We start from the raw sequence: 22,088 nt of genomic DNA, 5'->3' as shown, positions 1-22,088 counted from the left end.
GGGGAGCCCTCTCTTCTACTCTTCATCCTCTTCGTCCATCATTTCATCAAAAGCTGATGATACTTTATCAAATTCCTCATCACTTTCAATTGCAGAGAAATCGCCGTCTTCATCTACTTTTAAAAAGAAAATATCGATATCTTCATCTGTTTCTTCTTGAAGGTCTTCAACAAAGCTAACGGCTACATAATCCGTACCCTCAATTGTCATGGTTCCTACTACTTCTACCTCTTGTTCTTCATTATTCTCATCACTAATCGTAAACACTTCTCCTACTTCTATCTTTTCCATTTATATCTCCTCCTCTTGCTCTATGTATGTCGAAAAGAGCTTGTTAAAAAATGAATACCTACTGACTTATCATTAGGCATTCCAGAAAAATTTATAACAAGATTTGTCAACTTTTTAAATCATATCATAAACCAGACATTTTTTTCCGAATAAAAAACCTACATCCTAATTATAAGAATGTAGGTTTATTAAAAATATTAAGGTTGTACAGGAACTAAGTAGTTCTTTTGTTGAGTTTGACCATCTTTTAGAACGATAACACCCATAACATAAGTACCAGCAGGAACTTTGCTACCATTTAGTTTACCATCCCATGTATAAGTGTTTAATCCTACTTTGTTATCAGTAGATTGAGCAACTGTTCCAAGTAAATCCCCAATTGCACCATTTGTATATTTTGAAAGAGTAAATGTTACACGGTCTGCTCCACCAGGAAGCTCTACATTCATATCATAACCACCATTAGCATTCTGACCGTATGAGAAAGTAGTTAAATGATATGGATTTTGAACAAAAAGAATCGTTGGAACATCAATCGTTTGTTTCCCATCACTTACTTTAATTGTACCTTCATAGTAACCAGGAGTAAGTTTAGATGCGTCAACTTCTACTTTAAAGTTAACTTTTTGTGTGCTCTTAGATTGGACGTTAAGGTTTTTACTTGTAACTACCTTAATACCAGCTGGGTTTCCTTTAAATGCTACATCAAATGTATATTTCTTTCTTTCATTCGATAAGTTTTGAATCGTAATAAATTGTTGTCTTTCTTCAACAGACTCAAGGTTAGAATAAACACCAAATGAATGACTTCCAGGTGTTACTAGAGTTTGTGTTCCGATTGCGTCTACTACTCGGATACTACCTGCACCTTGTGTGTTGTGCGGATATACATGTCCATTTGGATCAACAAGCTCTGCTGCTGTATTCATTAACGCTGCTTTTACTTGATCCACTGTATAATTTGGTTTTGCTTGTAAAAGTAATGCTGCTGCACCTGCTACGTGTGGTGAAGCCATACTTGTACCTTGCTTTGCACCGTAACCACCAGGGATCGTACTATTGATGTTTACACCAGGAGCTGATACATCCGGTTTGATCATCCAAGTAGATTCAACAGGTCCACGTGAAGAAAAGCTCGCAACTGTTTCACCAACTGATTTACTTAAAGCTGTTGTAAATTTCACTGTATTTTTACCAGCAGCCAACTCAGCTAGTAATTTTTCACCATCTGCTTTAGTTAAGCGAACTGTTGGTACAGCCATTCCTGCAACATCAGGAATTTCACCTTCAAGATGATTATAAATGATTGCCCCTACTGCACCTTGTGCTTTTGCATTATCTGCTTTTTCAACGAAAGGAATCTCACCACGAGAAATCAATGCAATTTTCCCTGTTAGGTCTTTTCCAGCTACATCCTGAGCTCGTCCTAACCCAACATTTACAAATTCAAGTTCTTTACCACTTAAATAAACTACTGATTGATCGTTAGGGAAGCCCATTACGGCTGCACTTGGGTAGCTAACTCCTTCAGACGTAAATAGTGAAGCACTGTAAATGTTGTAAGGTAATTGAGTTGCTCCAACTGAGATTGCTTGACGAGAAGTTCCAGGAGAACCTACCGTCCAGTTGTTTGGACCGCTGTTTCCGTTTGAAGTAACGGCTACTACTCCTTCTGCCATTGCCCAATCTAATGCAATACTAGTAGCAAAGTCTGGGTTATTTAACGAATTTCCTAGTGATAGATTCATAACATTTGCGCCATCTTCAACTGCTTTTTCAATACCAGCAATAACATTTTCAGTTGTTCCTCTACCGCCAGGTCCTAATACACGATAAGCAAGTAATGTTGCATCTGGAGCAACACCTTTAATCTGGCCATCTGCAGCTACTGTTCCAGCAACGTGTGTTCCGTGGTCTGTCGCAGCACCTCTAGGATCACCAGCTGGAGTTTCTTGTGGGTCATTATCGTTATCCACAAAATCGTACCCTTTGTATGCTCCAAAGCTACCTTCTAAATCCGGATGTGTATAGTCCGTCCCTGTGTCAATAACAGCAACCGTTACACCTTCCCCAGTATAACCAGCATCCCAAGCTTTATTTGAGCCGATATGTGGTGCACTAGCTAACATTGTTGGACTAAATAATTCAGAATCAATTGACTGTGTATCTGAAGTTACTTGGTATTCTACGTTTGGATATACGGCTTTAACTCCAGGAGTTGCAAGTAAATTAGGGATTTCATTAGCTGGAACTTCTAAAGAGAAACCAGAGAACACATAGTCATACTCTCTGTTTACTTTTACTTTACCAATTTTATTTTGTAATGCTTTAACTACTTTGCCTCTCTCAGTAGCTAATCTCTGTTTTGTTTGCCCTTTACCTTTCTTCTTTGCTTCAATAATAGATTCTTCTGTTAACTGAATGATCACCGTAACCGGTTTAGAAGAAGTTACATCAAAATTCCCCAATAATTCCACAGTAGGTAATGTGGTTTGGGTATATGTATTGGCTGAAGCCCCCATACCAAAACTAGATAGTGAAACCGTAAGAACAATAGCTGATGCTAGAGTACGAATGTTCTTTTTTCTTCTTTTCATTAAATAATACCCCTTTCGTTTCTGAAAAATAGAATAATAGTTTTAGATAGTCTTCCGATAAGATTAGTAAGATGATTACAACTATTATTATAATTCCAAATAAACAGAATATTCTGTAGGCAATAGCACCTGATTTTAACGACAGAAAACTACCTTTTTATGACAAAAATTACTATCTTTTCTCTTAATTATTCAAAAAAAGTATGAATAAATGGTCACGAGTTGATTGTGTAGAAAAAGTTCAATAGTCTACGGAACTATAATTAGATATTTTTACTAATAGAGGAGAAAAAAGAAAAGTCCTTTTTTTAAATATTATTGATTCAACATATTTGACTCTCTGAGTGGATTGTAGCGGAAGGCACTTGACTCCAGCAAGGAAATAGAGGAAAGGTCGAGACCCCGCAGACGGAACGGCGAGGAGGCTCGACTTCCTCCCTGCGGAAAGCAAGTGCCTGGAGCGGAAAGGAACGGGCAAAATATAAGAAAAAACAATTATCTATTAGAATATAGCCATAGAAAAAACTACCGATACTACAGCTCGATAGTTTTTATAATTTTAAAATTAGTGGTAATTCAATTGTAAAGGTTGTTCCTTCACCTTCTATACTTTTTACGGAAATCACTCCTTCATGATTTTCAACAATCTTTTTAGTGATCATTAATCCGAGACCAGTACCATTTGGTTTTGTGGTAAAGAAAGGCTCAAAAATTTCGTTTATTACAGATTTTGACATGCCTGTTCCATTATCATGAACATGCAAATATACTTTAGTTTCCGTACATTTTACTTCTAAAGTGATATCCCCTTTTCCATTAATACTCTCCATGGCGTTTTTTATTAGGTTTAGTAGAACTTGTTTCAACTGTGATTCAACCAATTTTATGAATATTTGTTTGTGATCAAAGTTTTTATGTATGGTGACCTCTTTGTTGCCCGCTTCTATTTCTACTAATAAAATAACCTCTTCAATAATCGTTATTATATTTGCCTTATTAAATTCCAAGGGAACCGGATTGGCTAACGTGAGTAACTCACTAGCAATCAATTCAATTCTTTCAATTTCACTTCTCATGATAGGTATATACCTTTTTACAATCTGTTCTTCTGAATCAGCCAGTTGCAAAAATCCTTTTAAAGATGTTAATGGGTTTCTAATTTCATGAGCAATGCTAGCAGCAAGATGTCCTACCGTATTCAACTTTTCTGATTGTATCAGTTTGTGATGATTTCTTTTCTGTTCAGTAATGTCTCTAATAATGACTTGAACCGCTTTTTCCCCTTGAAAAATGGTTGAAAAACCAATCACTTCTACATCTATTAATTGACCGTCCACAGTGTACATTTGCTGTTCCATTCGTTCAGGAATGTCATCCAGTTCCAGTATTCTATTAATCCGTTCAGACGCAATGGTATGAAAGTTAGGATGCAACAGTTTATTAATGGGCAGATTGATAAAATCACTTTCGTTTGATCCTCTAAAAATCTTAATAAAAGAACGGTTTACATAGACAAATTTAGAGTCATAAACCACGCATATACCATCTAGGGAGTTATCTAATAGAGCCTTATAATTTTCATTGATATTAGTAGTAAAATTCCAATTAGAGTATTTCTTTTCCACTTCTAAGATAGAATAACTGTCCGTTTCTTGTATTTGAATTACGTTTTCTTCTTTTCCCATATAACTCCCCTTTCCTTTTTCAATTTTCGGTTACTTTTTTGTTTATTATATCTTAAAATTTTCATTTTGAACATTTGAAATTTTCCTCTAAATTTTGCATATTAGAAAATTAAGTAATATTTTGACTACTTTTGTCGTATCTATTACATTTTCTTAGAAATTAGGTACTATTTATCTAAGTAAATAGAATAGGATGATTGGAAAATGTTGTTAAGGACTATGATTGAGGAAACTAGGAGAGATATGTTGAATATTGCTGAGTTGAAAGGACAAACTTCTCCTTTCACTGTGTTAACTAGTCAAAAGCTAGATCATTTACTCAATCTCTATCAAAAAAAATACGGACTAACTGACGAATTTTACAAGATGGAATTACTAGACCTTAAAGTGAATGGAAGCCTAATTAGTAACATTATACAAGGGTCACTAGAGTTTGATTCCTCTTTAAATAAGCTTATTAATGAATATCAATTAAATCGTAAGGATCCATTTGAATGGTATTCTTTAGAGGAGTTTCAAACCATCTTCTCGTATTTGGAGGAAAATTATGATCCGAATATTTTTACGAATATTGGTAGATATGTTCCAATTAATTGTATTTTCCCTGAAAACATCGATTCTTTTGAAAAAGGTCTATTTAATCTAAATACGGCTTATCATTTAAATCATACGAGTAAAAAAGCAGGATTTTATGAGGTTATATTTGATGGAAGAAATGAGTTTCAAGTAATATGTCATACACCTTTTTATCCCTATGCTTTTAACTATGGAATATTGAAAGGACTTGCGGAAAAGTATCGTGTGGAAGTTCAAATCACCGTTGTATCTTTTATAAAAGGAGGAGAATTTAGAGTCATTATGGATAAATAAACTTACTTCTTGTGTTCACTAATGAGAAAATCAGTGAGGAATCTATTCCCCACTGATTTTATTTTGAAAAATTGTCACTATTTTTCTTCGTTCTTTTCCGGCACTACGCAACCATCATCCGTACAAAAAGCTCCCGCCTCTGATGAAAGATCTTGAAATACAGGCTTTGGATTTTCTTCTTCCCAGACTTTTTGCAGTGCATTTACAAACGTTTCTCTAGGTTGAGCACCTGAAATCGCATATTTTTGATTTATGACGAAATAAGGAACCCCGCTAACTCCATACTGAGCCGCAATGGACTGATCCATTCTAACATCGTTTGCGTACGCAGTTTTATCTTGCAGAACATTGATTACTTCTTCTTTATCTAATCCAACACTATCACCAATATCGGCTAAAGTTTCTGTATTACCAATATGTTTTGATTCAGTGAAATAAGCGAAAAGTAGTTTTTCCGTAATTTCTTTCTCTTTTCCTTTTGTCATGGCAAATTTCGTTAATCGATGGGCATCGAATGTATTAGTAGGTTTCATTTCATCAAAATTAAAAGTTAAGCCAACACTAGCCGCCTGTTGACCTACCCCTTCATTTGCTTGTTTCGCTTGTTCAACACTCATCCCATACTTCGCGGCAAGGGCTTCATGAATGGTTTTATCAATTTGAACAGGTGAGTTTGGATCTAATTCAAACGCTTTAAACTCCACTTCCACTTGATCTTTAAATGGCATCTCACTAAGAGCCTCTTCTAAACGTCGTTTTCCAATATAACAAAAAGGACAAACATAATCGGACCAAACTTGAATTTTCATATTAACACCTCATTTTATAATTACAATGCTAGGTTCACTTGCTATGATTTTTCGAATCCCTTAGCATCAATTTTCCTTGTACACTATAGGTGAACTAGTTATTAGTTTCCTTTTCGTTGCTCGTCAATCAATTCGCTAATGATTTCAAACGATCTTAATCGGTCCTCTTGGTGATAAATATGACTATTAATCATGATTTCATCAGCACCTGTTTCACTTAGGAAAATTTCTAATTTTTCCTTAACCGTCTCTTTATCTCCAACAATGGATGTTCTTAGCTGCTGTTCAATCGCCGAACGTTCAAATGGGCTCCATAAGTCCTCAATGTTGTCGATTGGAGGACTTAGTAATGAAGGACGATTTCGAACTAAGTTTAAAAACTGTTGTTGTATAGAAGTGAAGAGCCATTTTGCTCTCTCAGTTGTATCTGCCGCAATTACGTTCACACATACCATTGCATAAGGTTTTTCGAGTGAGTCAGAAGGTTTAAAGCGTCTTTGATATAGCTCTATTGCAGGTATGGTATGATCAGGTGAAAAATGACTGGCGAATGCAAATGGTAAACCAAGTTCCGCTGCTAACTGTGCACTAAACCCACTAGAACCTAATAGCCAGATTGGAACATCTAATCCTTCCCCTGGATAAGCACGAACACGTTTTATTTCAGGACCCGGATTGAAAAATCCTTGTAATTCTTCGAGTAATTCCGGGAAGTCATGTCCATCACTTCTAAGCTGTCTTCTCAATGCTTGAGCCGTCAATTGATCGGTCCCTGGCGCACGACCTAACCCTAAATCAATTCTCCCTGGATACATGGATTCTAACGTACCGAATTGTTCTGCAATCACTAGTGGAGCATGGTTCGGCAACATAATGCCACCTGATCCTACCCTAATTTTGGAAGTTCCTGCAGCTATATAACCAATTACAACAGAGGTTGCTGAACTAGCAATCCCAGGCATATTATGATGTTCCGCTAGCCAATAACGGTGGAAACCCCATTTTTCTACATGTTGTGCCAAGTCCAAACTGTTTTTGAATGATTGTGAGATTGTTCCCCCAGCCACTACTGGTGCTAAATCAAGCACAGAAAGTGGGATGTCACTTAATCGTTTAGTCATAACCTAATTCTCCTTTGATACTATTAGCAATGTGCTCTAGAGCATAACGTTCAAATTTTTTTCACAAAACAGTGATTAATTCGAAAACTGATTTGCAATTAACTCATATGAGCGAAGACGATCCTCAAACTCATGAGTAATAGTTACAATCATTAACTCATCAGCATTATATAAAGTTTTTAAATGTATAAGTTGTTCTTTCACTTCGAGAGGATTTCCAATCACCATATTTTCTTTCTTTAATTTTAGTTTATCCTCTTCTTCAGGAGTCAGAGGGTAGAGTTTTGCTTTTTCTATTGTTGGTATTCCCTCTTTTCCTTCTCCTTTACTTAACTGCACACCCCAGATTAAATTACAAAGTGCTAGTTCCTCAGCTTTTTCAGTTGTTTCAGCACAAATGGCTGATATCGTTACGATCACTTTTGGTGGGTTTAACTTATTTTGATAATGTTTTTTATAGGTCTGAATGATTTCTTTTCCGTTCTTATCACTCATAAAAGCACCAAATACATACGCCGTTCCGTATTCTCCGGCTAGGATTGCACTTTTTTCAGACGTACCTAGAATCCATGGTTCCGGTGGTACAGTTGGAACAGGGGCAGCCGATACTTTTGAAAACATATGGTCAGTAGGGAAATCGTTGTTCAGAAAGTGTAATAGCTCTTTTATTTTTTCAGGCATTTTTCTAACTTGTTCTAAGTAATTATCGGAAAGTGCCATAGTTGCCTCTGCTGAACCACCTGGTGCTCTCCCAATCCCAATATCAATCCGGTTTGGAAAAAGAGTCGATAACAAATTGTAAGTTTCAGCCACTTTATATGGTTTATAATGGGGAAGTAAAACAGCACCAGACCCAATACGTATGTGGTTAGTATGTGCTCCAATGTAACTTAACATCACTTCAGGAGCTGAACAGGCTAATCCTGAAAAGTCATGATGCTCAGCAATCCAATAACGTACATACCCTAATTCCTCTGCTTTCCTTGCTAGTTGCATAGAAGCTTGCAGGGTATCTTGAGGAGTTTTTCCAGAGGGAATCGGTGCTTGATCTAAAATACTAAGGTTCATGATTGTCTCCTTCACAAGCCAAAATATAATCCAGGTATATCTTGAAGTCAAGATATTAGCTCACAGAAAAAAGTCAGCCTTCATGTCAATGGCTGACTTTCTTTATTCAACCTTCTAATCCTTCAACTACAGCAAAAAGTAAACGATGAATCAATTGATACGCTTCACCAATCGTCATGTCTTCATTAAAGTCGCTTGCATAATTTAATGTAAAGTTTAAATTCCAAAAACCTTCATTTGCATCAAACATTAAGTCGAATTTTGCCCCTTCGCCATTCAGTAAATGATTTAACTGCATTTTAAGTTGACCTTCAAACTTTTTCTGAAGTTTTAACCCAAGCATTACATCGTATGTACCAAATACATCATCTACCTCTAGAGATACAGCATCGACATCTAATAATTCAAACCAAGGAGATTCTAGATAAATAAATTCATTTTTATTCTTCTGTAGATACTGAATTGATTGGTTTAAAAATGAGGCTGTTTCTTCTGCAAGTACATTTTCAGACTCTTTATCACAACGTTCGATATAAGCATCTGCAAACCTAGTTCCTTCTTCCTTCTCATTTAAGTCAATGGAACCAAGATTTAGTTCATATTTTTGTATAAAATTAATTTCTTCTTTAAATAAGGATATGGTGTTACCATTTTCTTCGATATGTTTTTTAAGATTGTTCTTTAACAAATACATAACCTCCTATTTATGATGAGCCTGAGGTACTGTTGTATGAAAAGTTGATTCATACAACAGTATATCCAGAATTAACGTATTTACAATTGCTTATATTAAGTCCATCTCAATAAAGACCGGACAGTGGTCACTACCTAGTATTTCCGAATGAATCTGAGAGTCTTTTAACGAATCTACTAATCTATTAGATAAAATAAAATAGTCAATTCGCCATCCAATATTTCTTGCTCTAACATTAGCCATATAGGACCACCAAGTAAATTGATCTCCTTGGTCCGGATATAGTTGTCTAAAAGAATCAACAAATCCTGAGTCTAGTAGAGACGTCATTTTTTCTCGTTCTTCATCTGTAAAACCGGAATTTCCTCTATTTGATTTGGCATTTTTCAAATCAATTTCCTGGTGAGCCACATTTAAGTCGCCACAGAATATAACTGGTTTTTTAGAATCTAGTTCTATTAAATATTCGCGAACTTCATCTTCCCATTCTATTCGATAATCAATTCTTGAGAGGTCTCTTTTTGAGTTAGGTGTATAAACGTTCACTAAGTAGAATTGATTAAATTCTAATGTAATGACTCTTCCTTCAGGTTCAGAATCATTAGCACCAATCCCATATTTAACAGAAAGGGGTTTATGCTTAGTGAAAATAGCCGTACCCGAATACCCTTTTTTAAGAGCGTAATTCCAGTATTGGTGATAGTTTTCTAACTCCAAATTGATTTGTCCTTCTTGAAGTTTTGTTTCTTGGATACAAAAAATATCTGCGTCTATTTCTTTAAAGTATTCTAAGAAGCCTTTTTTTACACAGGCGCGAATACCGTTTACATTCCATGATACGAATTTCATTGGGTTAACTCCTTGCTCTTAAGATGCCTAGAAAGCTCTATCGTCTATTATACAATTTTATACAAGAGAAATAATAGGAAAAAGCTATACCTGATTAGATATAGCTACAACTCTTTATAAAACCCTTTAGTTTGCTACTATTACATAATATGTGCACAACACCCGTTGATTTCCGCTACGGGCGAACGCTTTCCGCGGGGTGTGGCTTGAGCCTCCTCAGTCGCTTAGCTCCTTGCGGGGTCTCAAGGCTCACACTTCATCCCGCAGGAGTCGTCGCCCTTCCCTCCAATCAACTAGTTACTGGATTTATAATTTTGTGGTTCTTTTTGTGAACAACATAAAATTATCCCTTGTAAAAATAACTAGAATTCTATCTCTGTCTTTTCTGTCTATTGGTGCCTCCGCTAGTGCCTTTTCTTTTACTGAAACTAGGAGATGTTGGTTTTGTTCTTGTTGTTTGGCGGCTTCCACTGGATGTTTGATCATTTCTATTTTCTTGCCTATTGCGAGAGTGTTCAACATCTTGGCCTTTTTCTCTATTAAAAGTGGGGTTTTGCACACCTTTTCTTGGCTTAAATGAATCTTTCCCTGTTGGCTTTTCGTCTGTTTTTCTATTTCTTTCTATTGTTCGGTCTTTGCTAACCCATTTACTATCACGAGTTCTACCTTTAGGCGAGTCTTCTCTCTTATCCACTTTACTGTCACGAGTTCTGTCCTTTGGCGTGTCTTCTCGCTTCATTTTACTATCAGGAGATCTGCCCTTAGACCTATCTTCTCGTTTATCCCTTTTATTTCGATTGTTTGGTTTTCTTTTCTGTTTTTTCTTAGAGTCTTGGTTCGGCTTTGTTTCGATACCTTCAGCGACTTTTGCATTACCGAGGTTCTTCTTGTCAATAAAGATATTTAACTCGCGCTCAATCAAATCAAGAGCTGGTCGATCATCTGATGAATAAAGAGTAGTCGCCAGTCCTGTCATTCCTGCTCTTCCTGTTCGGCCGATACGATGAACGTAGCTTTCCGAATCTTGCGGGATATCATAGTTATAAACGTGAGTAACTCCTTCAACGTCAAGTCCTCTAGCAGCTACATCTGTAGCTATTAATAGCTGTATTTCTCCATCTCTAAAGCGTTTCATTACTTGTTCTCTTTTGGCCTGTGATAAATCTCCATGTAACTCATCACATTTTAAACCATGTGATTTTAAAGCTTCATACAATTTACTTACTCTTCGCTTTGTCCGACAGAAAATGACGGCTAGATAAGGTCGATGCATTTCAATTAGTTGAATTAAGGTTCCCTGCTTTGCACGGTCAACTGTATGGATGGCAATTTGTTTAACGGTCTCTGCAGGTCCTTGTGTTTTTTCAACTTGAATATATTCCGCTTCCTTCATGTGCCTTTTAGCTAATTTCCTTACCTCAGCTGGAATCGTTGCAGAAAACAACATTGTTTGTCGGCTTTTAGGTGTTTCCTTAATAATAGTTTCAACCTCATCAAGGAAACCAATATGTAACATTTGATCAGCTTCGTCAAGAACTAAGAAAGACAGCTGTCCTAAATCGATGGTTTCCCTTTTAATATGGTCTAATAGACGTCCAGGAGTTCCTACTACCAATTGCACGTTTTTCTTTAACTTCTTCAACTGTTTTTCAACGTCCTGACCGCCATAAACAGCCAATACATCGACATCTTCTATATCCTGTATGAGTTTTTCAATTTCTTCTGTAATTTGTAAAGCTAATTCCCTTGTTGGTGTAATAATTAATGCTTGGACATGTGTTGCACGTTTGTCTATTTTTTCTAATATGGGTAAAATAAACGCTAATGTTTTCCCTGTCCCCGTTTGGGCTTGGGCAATGATGTCTTTTCCTTCTGTTATGTATGGAATCGCCTGTTCCTGTATAGGTGTTGGTGTAACAATTCCGTTATGACGTAATTTATGAACGATATTTTCCGATAGGCCAAGTGATAAAAAATCACGCACTTTCATAATCCCTACTTTCTAAATAAAACCACATTTAATTATTAATATCTACTTAATAATGAGTGTTTGTTTTATAAATATCAAGTATTCATTGATTTTACCCTAAAATAAAAGGTATCTGGTTTTCCAGATACCTTGATCGTTAGCTAATTGGAGAATGGTTAGTATCAACACTTTTACGTATACTTCTTGCAGCCTCTTTTACCGATGGAGCTAAGCTAATGGCAGAAATAACAGAAACTCCATCACCACCAGCTTCCATTACAGTATGAGCATTTTCAGCATGAATACCACCGATTCCTACAATTGGAATGCTGATCCCTTTATCTCTCAATTCTTTAATAAGAGATACTCCTTGTACTGGCTTTGCATCTGTCTTTGTTTGGGTCGGGAAAATCGGTCCAATTCCAAAATAATCGGCACCTGCATTCATTGCCATAATGGCTTCTTCATGGTTATGTACAGATACACCAAGAATCATATTGCCTATTTTTTTTCTAACCATTTCAACGGGTTCGTCCTCCTGACCAATATGAACTCCATCAGCGTTAATGGCTATAGCTAAATCAATGTCATCATTTACAATAAAGGGGATATTCACTTTTTTACAAAGCTTTTGTAGTTGTAGGGCTAGATTTAGTTTCTGTTCGTCTTTTAGTGCCCCTTCTCCTTTTTCTCGATATTGAAAAAAGGTAATGCCTCCATCAATCGCTTCTTTTAAAACATCTAAAGGGTTCCTATTGCAATTTGTACTGCCCATAATGAAATATAACTTCAAATGGAATCTTAACTGTTCAGCAGTCATATTCTAGTCTCCCTTAGACTCTTCCTATAAGCTCCATGGTTTGTTGGTCCATGACCTAGTCCAATGTAAAGCTGGTCTTCAATTGCAGCCTGAATAAAGTCTTTTGCTGTTTTAACAGCTTTTTCAATTTGAATTCCCTTCGACAGTTCTGCTGCAATAGCTGCCGAAAAAGTACAACCCGTTCCGTGCGTATTTTTTGTCTGAATTCTATCACTTTCAAAAATGATAAAATTTACTCCATCGTATAAGAGGTCATTGGATTTCAAGGGGTCTGTGTCATGCCCCCCTTTAATCACTGCATTTTTTACACCCAAATCTATCAATCTTCTAGCTGCCTCTTTTTTATCTTCAAGACTCTCTATTTTCATACTAGTTAACTCTTCTGCTTCTGGAATATTTGGTGTAACAATGGTTGAGATGGGAAGTAAATATTTTTTTAGAGCTGAAATGGCGTCTAATTTTAGTAGGGAAGCTCCACCTTTAGCGATCATAACGGGATCCACTACCACATTCGTCCATCCATATTGTTTAATTTTTCCTGAAACTGCTTGAATAATTTCTCCATTAAAAAGCATCCCTGTTTTGATTGCGTCCGTTCCCATATCTGTACCTATGGAGTCCATTTGTTCAGCAACTGCATCTGGTGTAAGCGGGAAAACTGCTTGAACTCCTAATGTATTTTGAGCCGTAATGGCTGTAATAGCAGACATACCAAAAACCTCTAACTCCTGAAAGGTTTTAATATCCGCCTGAATCCCTGCACCACCACCACTATCTGAACCTGCTATGGTTAACACTTTCCTCAATGTCTAATCCCCCTATTCAACTCTTTCAAAAGAGCTATATTTTCGTAAATCATCTTCAGTTATAAGAGACAATTGATTTAAAAACTCGATTTGAAAGCTTCCTGGACCAAGTGTAGCTGTCCTTTTAGCGGCCATTTCTGCTGCTACTCCATACGTAGTTAAAGCAGCTACTGAAGCTAGCATGTAATCTGTTTCAACAGAGGCAAATGCTCCAACTACTGAAGTTAATAGACAACCAGTGCCTGTTACTTTTGTTAATAATGAATGTCCATTGCGAACAATATAAGTTTGATCACCGTTCGAGACTACATCATCTTTCCCAGTAATGATTACGATGGTGTTAAGCTTTTTAGCTGTTTTTTGAGCTAGCTCTCTAATATTCCCTTTTGTATTTCCAGCATCTACACCTTTGATATCCCAATTTTCTCCCGATATATTAGCAATCTCTGCTGCATTCCCCCGAATAACGGCTATTTCTATTTCGTTAATTATTCTTCTAGCTGTCTCCGTACGATAAGGAGTAGCTCCTGTACCAACAGGATCAAAAATAACCGGAACTCCTGATTGATTAGCTGATTTCCCTGCAATCATCATCGATTCAACTACTTGAGAATGGAGTGTCCCCATGTTTAGAACTAGTGCCCCAGCAATTTTGGCCATATCCGCAACCTCTTCAGCTGCATACGCCATAACAGGTGAAGCACCTAAAGCTAATAACCCATTCGCAGTGAAGTTCGTTACCACTACATTCGTAATATTATGTACAAGCGGATTAACCTCTCTTACTTTATTTAATAAGTTAAATACTTGACTCTTTTCCATGAGCAATTCCCTCCTAAGGTAAAATAAAATAGTTTAAAGAAGATGCAAATCCTGATCTAAGTAGGCTGTTTTCATATAGTTGTAGTCTACTCCTTATTTACAAGTCTGAGTTGATTGGAGCGGAAGGTACTTGACTCCTGCAGGAAAAGAGGGGATGGGAGACCCCACAGGCGGCACGCCGAGGAGGCTCCCATCCCTCCCTGCGGAAAGCAAGTACCTGGAGCGGAAATCAACGGGTAATGTTTAAAACAACCAATCTATCTGAAAAAAACCTAAAATAAAAAGCCAGACCCATAAAAATGGACCTGGCTGGTTGGTTAGTAAAAGAAACATGCATCTTTTGACTACTTTCCTACGCTGGTATAATCCAGATCAGGTCCAAAGGGTTAAAAAACATCCGTTTTTCTCTCAGCTCCAATGAGCACCCCTAGTAGTTAAACGTATTCAATTCTCTTTTATAGTAACTTTTCAAACAATGAAAGTAAACAGTAGATTACTACAATAATATAGTAAGTTAGTTCTTTATAATATTCTTATTTTGCAACAGAAACTCTTTTTTTAAAGTCGTGTTTCCAGTTAAAAAATGATGAACACGTCTTCCTGTTTTAATACCTGACTCAATGGCACCATCGATAAATCCGGCCCAACCGTTCGCATAGGTTGACCCAGCTAAGAACACAGCATTTTCAGGTGTATTCCAAGCCTCCTGAAAGGACGTTAGTTGATTAGGCTTTAACATAGGCCAGGTTTCTTTCGTAAACTCATCATTGACCCAATCATGACCGGTACATTCAAGTACTTCTACATCAGGTAACCAATACTTCAGTGCTTTCTCCACATCTTCACGATTGTTAGGATCTAATTTTTTAACATCAGCACCAAAACCTACGATAATGCTATCTTCACCTACATAACGATCTAAATGGACAGAGTTTAATGGATAATCTCCATGTGCTAAAGCATCAAAAGGCTCTAGTTTTCCTTTTAGTTTTGCCCAAACTTTAACTCCCTTTGAAGTCTGCCCTTCCTTCGATGAAGCCTGTTTTTCTTTTGAAAGTGGCGGTGAAAATTCAACATCCTTTAAGGTCGTTAAAGGTACCGTAACGATTACAGCTTTTCCAGTGTACGTTTTTCCTTTTTGTGTAGTTACAATCACTTGATTATTTTGCTGTTCAACTTTCTTCACTACAGTGGAAAGTTTCAAATCGGCGTCGGCGTCAGATGCCATGGCTTCAATAAGTGCTTTTGTACCTTTCTTAATCCTGAAACTTGAAATCATTGCACTATGTGTATCCCAGTTCCCTTGTGAGAACACCCACCAACGAAAGATTTGCGTAAGTGCACCTTCCGCAGGGGAACCACAGAAATCTGAGGCAACCCAACCGTGAATAATATCATACTCTTCTTGAGTTAAATTAAACTGTTTTAAAAATTCGTCTGCCGTCAGTTTATCTAAGTCTTTCATATCTGGAGATGAAAGTGGTTGAAAAGGGAGTGGCATATTTTTATTGCTTTCTTTCATTAACTTTTCAATAGGACCTCTTAACTTTTGTCTAAACTCAGGAACCGTTGAGGAATAAGTTTTGTTATTTGTAATCCAATATACCTTTTCAGCTTTAGGACCTGTCGTTAATTCTAAATCGTATCTAGTAATCTCTGTCCAGACGTAAGGTTGATGCCAGTGAACATAAGTCCCACCCATTTCAAGCTCAGAATCTAGACGTTTGTCTACCCAAGTTCGGCCGCCAATTCGGTCTCGTGCTTCTAAAACAAGTACATTATGTCCTAGTAATCTTAATTCTCTTGCTGCCGTAATACCAGAAAAGCCTCCACCAATAACAATGACATCATACTTTTTTTCTTTCATATATAACTCTCCTCCTTGAAAAACTTCATTTCCTAGAGTTAGTTGTTTAGTATGTGAGTTAATATTCATCATGAGAAAACCCCAGCACCCACTACTAGCATACTGGAGTTTTTCCAATTATATTTCTTCTTTTACATCGATTTCTGATGATTTTCTCTTGGTATAAACAAAGTGATAATAGAGATAACTCGCTACCACAAAGCCGAAGCCCCAATACAGGGAAGTTCTTTGAGTCGGATCAAAGGCTGTAAAGACGAAGATCGCTAAACACATAACGATACAAAGTATAGGAACGAAGGGGTACCATTTTACTCGGTATTTTAAATCTTCTATTTTCCCTCCACCCGCAACATATTGCTTTCTAAATTTAAGCTGTGCTACGGCGATGGCTAACCAAGTTAATGTCCCTCCAATTCCACTGATAGCAAGTAAGACGACAAACAATGTATCAGCAGCCACATAGCTAGTTAATAAGGAAAGTAAAGCAAACGCTAGTGTTACAAGTAACGCATTTGAAGGTACTCCTCGTTTATTTAATTTCGCTAATGCTTTCGGTGCCATATTTGTGTTGGCTAATGAATAAAGAATCCTAGTACAAGCGAACAATCCTGTATTACCAACAGATAATATCGCTGTTAAAATGATGAAGTTCATAATATCGGCCGCGTATGGAATTCCTACCATATCAAATACAGTTACAAATGGACTCTCTAATACACCTGCTGTTTTCCATGGAACGAGAGCACTTAAAACAAAGATCGCTAAAACATAAAATACTAATACACGGATAACAATGGCTCGAATGGCTTTTGGAATATTCTTCTCAGGATTTTCTGTTTCTCCTGCAGCAACACCCATAATCTCAGCCCCTTGGAAGGCGTAAATTACGGTCATCATAGAGATAAAGACACCAACCATTCCTGCTGGTAATAATCCATCACCAATAAAGTTTGAAAAATACGGTGTAGGTTCATTTCCTAAACTAATGACACCAAACATAGCGCAAAGACCAATAATAATGAATAAAATAACGGCTAAAACTTTAATTCCAGCAAACCAATATTCTGTTTCTGCAAAGCTTCTCGTTGTAAGTGAGTTGATGGTAAACAATAAAATGATGAAAATCGCACACCAGATCCAAACAGGCGTATCAGGGAACCATCTTTTCATTAACACACCTGCAGCAACAAACTCAAGTCCAACATACAAAGCCCAGCTTAACCAGTACACCCAACCGACAACAAACCCTGTTGCTGGACCTATAAACTTGGTCGCATGCGCTTGGAACGATCCCGAAACTGGCATAACCACGGACAATTCTCCTAAACAAACCATTGCTAAATACATGAGTAGTCCACCAACAAGATAGGCTATAATTGCACCGAATGGCCCTGCTTCTCCAATGGCATAACCAGATCCTAAAAATAATCCAGTACCAATAATTCCTCCAAGTGACATCATAAATAAATGTCTACTCTTCATGGCTCTTTTTAACTCAGGTTGACTCATATTTTCACCTAGCTTTCACATAAAATATGTTTTTAGTAAGCGCTTTCAATCCTTGGTGAAATGAATAGGAAGTCTATCTATTTTTATTTAAAAGAACATCTTTCAAATCTCTCTGAATCATTAAGTGAAAATGATGTACTAGATTCTCAGTTAAAGAGAATCGACCTTGTTCATAAGCTCCCGTATCTATCCCTTTTTGTACCATCTCACAAATCTCCAGGTCTTCTTTTCTTACTAATTCATCAATGGCCATTAATTTTTCCTCTTCTTCAGTAATTTCTTCATTCATAAAGAATGTCGTATATACGTATTTCGTTGTTCGGTGATCAATAGGAATAGACTGATGAATCGATAAATTTGCCGGTCCAGGATCAAAGGAAAACCACGTGTTAGGATAGAGCCAATAATACCTTCCACCTTGTCCCAACGGAAAATCCAATTTTAACCCTTTTAAAGGAGTTCCTTGATAGGAATAGTTTTCGTGCATCACATATTCATACTGGTTCATATCTAATTTTGAAACGAGTGCTTTATGAACAATGGAACAATGATCACATTCTAGATAATTATCAATGCCAATTTTCCAGTTTGATTGACAAATGGTTTCTTTCACACGTACTTTTTTTAGGTTGGATAGGTTATATTTCTTTACATGTTTGAATAAATCAGGATAGAGAGAGGACATAGAAGGTGCGTTTGGATCAAGATTTACAAAAATGAAGGATTCAAATACTTCTAATTTTATCTTCTTTAAACAAAATTCCTTAGGATTAAAATTCTCTACACCGTTCATATTTGGAGCGCGATTAAGGGTTCCATCTAAACGGTAAGTCCAAGCGTGATATGGACAAGTAAGGATTGGTTTATTTCCCTCTCCCTCAACTAGCTTAGAAGCTCGGTGTCTACAAACATTATAAAATGCACGTAGTTTACCATTTTGGTCATATGTGACGACAATCGGACGATTTGCTATTTCAGCGGTAATATAGTCACCCGCCTTTGTAAATTGACTCATATGCCCAACATACTGCCATGTTTTACTAAAAATCTCCTCATATTCAACATCTAGTACTTCTCTATTCGTATACAGCCAGGAAGGTAAAGTTTGTGACTCACTCAATTTCTCACTTACATGAAACGATTCATTTACCAATCATTTTCACCCCTATCATCATGAATATTAAACTAATAATAAATCAAAAATATTCTGAATTATATGTTCAATTTGTACAAAAAACATCACAAGTTTGATTCATTTTTTGGATACTTATTTTGCGAGGTGAGATAGATGAGAATTCTAGAACATATTGCACAAGACATTGTTGATAAAACTAGTGAAATTCTCCAATATCCAATAAGCATTACAGATAATGAAGGATTTATTATTGGATCTACTGATAAAAGTAGAATTGGGATATTCCACAAACCTTCTCTAGAAGTCATTAAAAGGAATACGACTGTTAATTGTAAAAGTGAGATTGGAAGTAATGTTCTTCCTGGTATTTCTGTTCCTTTGAAATTTAACAATAAAGTAATTGGCGTACTAGGAATTGTTGGTGATCCAAAGGAAGTAGAAAAATATGTACAACTTGTTAAAAACCAAGTGGAAATGATGTGTCAGGAAGCTTTTAGGAAAGAAATGAATGAACTGAAAGAAAAAATGGTTGAGGTATTTGTACATCAAATCATCCATTTTAAAGAATATGAGGAAAATGAACACATTCTCCAATATTCCAAACTACTTGATTTTGACTTTAGTGAAAATAGAGTTTGTTTATTAGTGGATATAAATGATCTATCGCATACTATATCGTCGAAACATGGTGATACAGAGCTATTTGGTGACTTTCAGTTACAGTATTTCCAAAGAGAAGTGTTAAGCTTCTTAAACTTGATTTTTCATGAAACACAAGGCGATATTGTTTCATTTTTAAACATTGAAAGATTTATCGTCTTAAAAACTCTTCCCTATCAACAATCCTACTCTGCCTTAATTGAAAGCTTAGAAGAGAGACTTGAAAAAATTAATACTTTTCTAAGTAGCAAATATCGCGTTTCTGCTACCATTTCTGTAGGTGATATATGCTCATCCAATACTGGTGTTTCTGAGTCTTATAAAAATGCCAAGAAAGCGATGAATGTTGGAGTAAAGACAGATTCAAAGAAATATATACATGTATATAATGAAAGAGATATGATGTTAAGGCTCCTCCCTAAGGAACTAACAACCGATTATCAAAGTAAGCTATTTAAGGTCATCCACGCCCTCATCCATCATGATAATTATGATATCTTAGCTGAAACCTTTATTTCTTACTGTAAAAATAATATGAAGCTAAGCGAAGCATCCAGAAATATGTATATTCATAGAAATACAATCATTTATCGCTTAGAAAAAATCAGTGAAATTACCTCTCTCAATACAAGTAATTTTGAGCATTGTATGCTTCTATATACGGCTATCCAATGTTATGAGGAATATAGAGAGAGTGAAAAAAATCAATCCTCCCCAATAAAGAAGGGTGAAGACATATTATTTAAGCTGTATTCATAGCCGCACAACTCGTCTGGTTCTATCTGAATCAGACTTTATTTATTATTAGTGGCCTTACTTTTGTTTAAATTCAATAAAATTAACGTCCTTCCTTCCACCATTTTTGTTTAAGTTGCACATAGCAAAAATTTGTAAATATTTTTATAGTTAAAATGCAGAATATTTTTACAATTTTCAAAGGAGGTGTATGCTGAATTGTAAGCGCTTTCTGTATGTTATCTATTTCATTATAAGGGGTGAAATCATTGAACAATAATCAAGTCATATGGTCATCAAGGATTGGGTTTATTCTAGCGGCGATGGGTATGGCCGTTGGTACAGGGAACATTTGGAGATTTCCACGAATGGTTGCAGAGCATGGTGGTGGATCCTTTTTAATCGGTTGGGCGATCTTCTTATTTCTTTGGTCCTTACCACTAATTATGGTCGAAATTTATATTGGTCGAAAAACAAGAATGGGCACGATGGGATCCTTTAGAGACTTTATCGGGGAAAAATTTGCTTGGATTGGACCTGTTGTGACTCTTGTTCTCATTGGAATTACCTTTTATTATTCCGTGGTTGTAGGTTGGACTTTTAAATATTTTATAGCAGCATTGACGGGTACGTTTACTAAAAAAATTGACTCAACCAAACTTTGGGAAAACTTCGTTAGTAATCCCGCTGAGCCGATACTTTACCATTTACTAGCTGTTGGGCTATGTGGGGTAATTGTATATATGGGGATTACAAAAGGAATCGAAAGAACATCAAAAGTTTTCCTACCTCTATTATTTCTCCTACTCATCTTTACGGCTATTCGTTCGGTAACCTTACCAGGAGCAATGGACGGTCTTGCTTTCATGTTTACTCCACAATGGGAGTATTTAGGTAAGGCATCTACATGGCTACAGGCACTCTCACAATCCGCATGGAGTGTTGGAGCTGGTTGGGGTCTCTATGCCACTTATGCTATATATACGAAAAAGCGTGATGACATCGCACAAAACTCTCTAACAGCTGGCCTAGGAAATAATTCCGTTGAGTTATTAGCAGGTCTAACGATTATTCCTGCTATTTTTGCACTAGCACCTTCTCAAGAGTATATTACACAAGCAACAAGCTCTGGAAATACGGGTTTAACCTTCATTTACATGGTTGAACTACTAAGTGTCATGCCGCAAACCTATATCTTTAGCATAGCCTTTTTCGGTGCCTTAGCATTTGCTGCCTTTACTTCATTAATTGCAATGGTTGAATTAATTACAAGAAATCTATCGGACTACGGAATTAAGAGAAATATTGCCATTCCAGTTACCGTTGCCCTTATCTTTGTAGGGGGAATTCCATCTGCTGCCAACATGGCGGTATTTAATAACCAAGACTGGGTGTGGGGAATTGGTATTCTACTTTCCTGTTTCCTTTATGCATTTGCGGCGATCAAGTATGGGGTAGAAAAAATGCGTGATGGTATTAACGAAGTAAGTTTTATAAAACTAAACAACTGGTGGGTTTATTCGATTAAATTCTTTATTCCTGCATTGTTTATCGTCATGACAAGCTGGTGGTTATACCAAGCAGTGACATGGTATCCTGATTCATGGTGGCTCCCGTTTGAAGAATTCAACGTAGGAACAGTCGTACTACAATTTGCGATTGTCGCACTCCTCACTCCTTTATTACTTCGTTTAAAAAATCGTCTGAGAAGCTCGGTTAAAGAAGAAGGGTTAAATGAAAAGGAGGACGTGTAAATGGGTGCATCCACTATTATTATGATG

18 protein-coding genes and 1 riboswitch are annotated in these 22,088 nt (G+C 36.6%); of the genes, 3 read left to right on the top strand and 15 right to left on the bottom strand.

What is annotated here, in order from left to right; all coding sequences use genetic code 11:
• Positions 1–15 precede the first annotated feature (15 nt).
• From SM124_RS19495 to SM124_RS19485, 3 genes are all read right to left on the bottom strand, one after another.
• Positions 16–291, bottom strand: coding sequence for a DUF1292 domain-containing protein (locus SM124_RS19495; protein ID WP_322448208.1), 276 nt, complete (start codon positions 289–291; stop codon positions 16–18).
• A 197-nt stretch (positions 292–488) separates the two neighbouring features.
• A complete protein-coding gene (locus SM124_RS19490; protein WP_322448207.1) occupies positions 489–2,888 on the bottom strand; it encodes a S8 family peptidase in 2,400 nt (799 codons plus the stop codon).
• 551 nt (positions 2,889–3,439) lie between these two features.
• The gene (locus tag SM124_RS19485; protein ID WP_322448206.1) at positions 3,440–4,573 is read right to left on the bottom strand and encodes an ATP-binding protein; all 1,134 of its coding nucleotides are present in this window, start codon (positions 4,571–4,573) and stop codon (positions 3,440–3,442) included.
• A gap of 204 nt (positions 4,574–4,777) precedes the next feature.
• Here SM124_RS19485 and SM124_RS19480 point away from each other — a divergent pair, with 204 nt between their 5' ends.
• Positions 4,778–5,443, top strand: a complete 666-nt coding sequence (locus SM124_RS19480) for a Spo0E family sporulation regulatory protein-aspartic acid phosphatase (protein WP_322448205.1) — start codon at positions 4,778–4,780, stop codon at positions 5,441–5,443.
• A 77-nt stretch (positions 5,444–5,520) separates the two neighbouring features.
• Here SM124_RS19480 and SM124_RS19475 read toward each other — a convergent pair whose 3' ends face one another.
• The 12 genes from SM124_RS19475 to SM124_RS19420 form a co-directional block, all read right to left on the bottom strand.
• Positions 5,521–6,252 carry a DsbA family oxidoreductase gene (locus SM124_RS19475; RefSeq protein WP_322448204.1) on the bottom strand — a complete coding sequence of 244 codons (732 nt, stop codon included), beginning with the start codon at positions 6,250–6,252 and terminating at the stop codon, positions 5,521–5,523.
• A 101-nt stretch (positions 6,253–6,353) separates the two neighbouring features.
• Positions 6,354–7,373, bottom strand: coding sequence for an LLM class flavin-dependent oxidoreductase (locus SM124_RS19470; RefSeq protein ID WP_322448203.1), 1,020 nt, complete (start codon positions 7,371–7,373; stop codon positions 6,354–6,356).
• Positions 7,374–7,448: 75 nt separating this feature from the next.
• Positions 7,449–8,441: an LLM class flavin-dependent oxidoreductase gene (locus tag SM124_RS19465; protein ID WP_322448202.1), complete on the bottom strand. Its 993-nt coding sequence runs from the start codon at positions 8,439–8,441 to the stop codon at positions 7,449–7,451.
• A gap of 106 nt (positions 8,442–8,547) precedes the next feature.
• The gene (locus tag SM124_RS19460; protein ID WP_322448201.1) at positions 8,548–9,129 is read right to left on the bottom strand and encodes a branched-chain amino acid aminotransferase; all 582 of its coding nucleotides are present in this window, start codon (positions 9,127–9,129) and stop codon (positions 8,548–8,550) included.
• A gap of 96 nt (positions 9,130–9,225) precedes the next feature.
• Positions 9,226–9,984 carry an exodeoxyribonuclease III gene (locus SM124_RS19455; RefSeq protein ID WP_322448200.1) on the bottom strand — a complete coding sequence of 253 codons (759 nt, stop codon included), beginning with the start codon at positions 9,982–9,984 and terminating at the stop codon, positions 9,226–9,228.
• Between the two features lie 370 nt (positions 9,985–10,354).
• Positions 10,355–11,974, bottom strand: coding sequence for a DEAD/DEAH box helicase (locus tag SM124_RS19450; RefSeq protein ID WP_322448199.1), 1,620 nt, complete (start codon positions 11,972–11,974; stop codon positions 10,355–10,357).
• A 136-nt stretch (positions 11,975–12,110) separates the two neighbouring features.
• Positions 12,111–12,773: a thiamine phosphate synthase gene (thiE, locus tag SM124_RS19445; protein WP_322448198.1), complete on the bottom strand. Its 663-nt coding sequence runs from the start codon at positions 12,771–12,773 to the stop codon at positions 12,111–12,113.
• Entirely contained in the window at positions 12,770–13,579 is an 810-nt protein-coding gene (thiD, locus tag SM124_RS19440) for a bifunctional hydroxymethylpyrimidine kinase/phosphomethylpyrimidine kinase (RefSeq protein ID WP_322448197.1), read from the bottom strand. The genes thiE and thiD overlap by 4 nt, the downstream gene beginning before the upstream one ends.
• 12 nt (positions 13,580–13,591) lie before the next feature.
• On the bottom strand, positions 13,592–14,401 hold the full coding sequence (gene thiM / locus SM124_RS19435) for a hydroxyethylthiazole kinase (RefSeq protein WP_322448196.1): 810 nt from the start codon (positions 14,399–14,401) through the stop codon (positions 13,592–13,594).
• Positions 14,402–14,733: 332 nt separating this feature from the next.
• Positions 14,734–14,840, bottom strand: a riboswitch (TPP riboswitch).
• Positions 14,841–14,915: 75 nt separating this feature from the next.
• Complete coding sequence (locus tag SM124_RS19430; protein ID WP_322448234.1) at positions 14,916–16,337, bottom strand: flavin monoamine oxidase family protein; 1,422 nt, start codon at positions 16,335–16,337, stop codon at positions 14,916–14,918.
• A gap of 48 nt (positions 16,338–16,385) precedes the next feature.
• Positions 16,386–17,777 carry an amino acid permease gene (locus SM124_RS19425; RefSeq protein WP_322448195.1) on the bottom strand — a complete coding sequence of 464 codons (1,392 nt, stop codon included), beginning with the start codon at positions 17,775–17,777 and terminating at the stop codon, positions 16,386–16,388.
• 73 nt (positions 17,778–17,850) lie between these two features.
• Positions 17,851–18,930 carry an aromatic ring-hydroxylating oxygenase subunit alpha gene (locus SM124_RS19420; protein ID WP_322448194.1) on the bottom strand — a complete coding sequence of 360 codons (1,080 nt, stop codon included), beginning with the start codon at positions 18,928–18,930 and terminating at the stop codon, positions 17,851–17,853.
• A gap of 135 nt (positions 18,931–19,065) precedes the next feature.
• On the opposite strand from SM124_RS19420, the gene SM124_RS19415 reads away from it, so the two are divergent.
• Together SM124_RS19415 and SM124_RS19410 are read left to right on the top strand one after the other, a co-directional pair.
• A complete protein-coding gene (locus SM124_RS19415; protein ID WP_322448193.1) occupies positions 19,066–20,331 on the top strand; it encodes a CdaR family transcriptional regulator in 1,266 nt (421 codons plus the stop codon).
• 245 nt (positions 20,332–20,576) lie between these two features.
• Complete coding sequence (locus SM124_RS19410; protein ID WP_407691426.1) at positions 20,577–22,061, top strand: sodium-dependent transporter; 1,485 nt, start codon at positions 20,577–20,579, stop codon at positions 22,059–22,061.
• The last annotated feature ends 27 nt before the right edge of the window (positions 22,062–22,088 follow it).

This window comes from Robertmurraya mangrovi, from assembly GCF_034427655.1.
In the GTDB taxonomy this organism is placed as follows: Bacteria; Bacillota; Bacilli; order Bacillales; family Cytobacillaceae; genus Robertmurraya_A; species Robertmurraya_A mangrovi.
Note: the sequence above shows the minus strand (reverse complement) of the source record. Positions and strands in the feature narration are given on the sequence as shown.

Excerpts from the sequence above, each read along its gene's own strand:
- SM124_RS19495 (WP_322448208.1), bottom strand. The coding sequence starts at position 291 with ATGGAAAAGATAGAAGTAGGAGAAGTGTTTACGATTAGTGATGAGAAT.
- SM124_RS19490 (WP_322448207.1), bottom strand. The coding sequence starts at position 2,888 with ATGAAAAGAAGAAAAAAGAACATTCGTACTCTAGCATCAGCTATTGTT.
- SM124_RS19485 (WP_322448206.1), bottom strand. The coding sequence starts at position 4,573 with ATGGGAAAAGAAGAAAACGTAATTCAAATACAAGAAACGGACAGTTAT.
- SM124_RS19480 (WP_322448205.1), top strand. The coding sequence starts at position 4,778 with ATGTTGTTAAGGACTATGATTGAGGAAACTAGGAGAGATATGTTGAAT.
- SM124_RS19475 (WP_322448204.1), bottom strand. The coding sequence starts at position 6,252 with ATGAAAATTCAAGTTTGGTCCGATTATGTTTGTCCTTTTTGTTATATT.
- SM124_RS19470 (WP_322448203.1), bottom strand. The coding sequence starts at position 7,373 with ATGACTAAACGATTAAGTGACATCCCACTTTCTGTGCTTGATTTAGCA.
- SM124_RS19465 (WP_322448202.1), bottom strand. The coding sequence starts at position 8,441 with ATGAACCTTAGTATTTTAGATCAAGCACCGATTCCCTCTGGAAAAACT.
- SM124_RS19455 (WP_322448200.1), bottom strand. The coding sequence starts at position 9,984 with ATGAAATTCGTATCATGGAATGTAAACGGTATTCGCGCCTGTGTAAAA.
- SM124_RS19450 (WP_322448199.1), bottom strand. The coding sequence starts at position 11,974 with ATGAAAGTGCGTGATTTTTTATCACTTGGCCTATCGGAAAATATCGTT.
- thiE (WP_322448198.1), bottom strand. The coding sequence starts at position 12,773 with ATGACTGCTGAACAGTTAAGATTCCATTTGAAGTTATATTTCATTATG.
- thiM (WP_322448196.1), bottom strand. The coding sequence starts at position 14,401 with ATGGAAAAGAGTCAAGTATTTAACTTATTAAATAAAGTAAGAGAGGTT.
- SM124_RS19430 (WP_322448234.1), bottom strand. The coding sequence starts at position 16,337 with ATGAATATTAACTCACATACTAAACAACTAACTCTAGGAAATGAAGTT.
- SM124_RS19425 (WP_322448195.1), bottom strand. The coding sequence starts at position 17,777 with ATGAGTCAACCTGAGTTAAAAAGAGCCATGAAGAGTAGACATTTATTT.
- SM124_RS19415 (WP_322448193.1), top strand. The coding sequence starts at position 19,066 with ATGAGAATTCTAGAACATATTGCACAAGACATTGTTGATAAAACTAGT.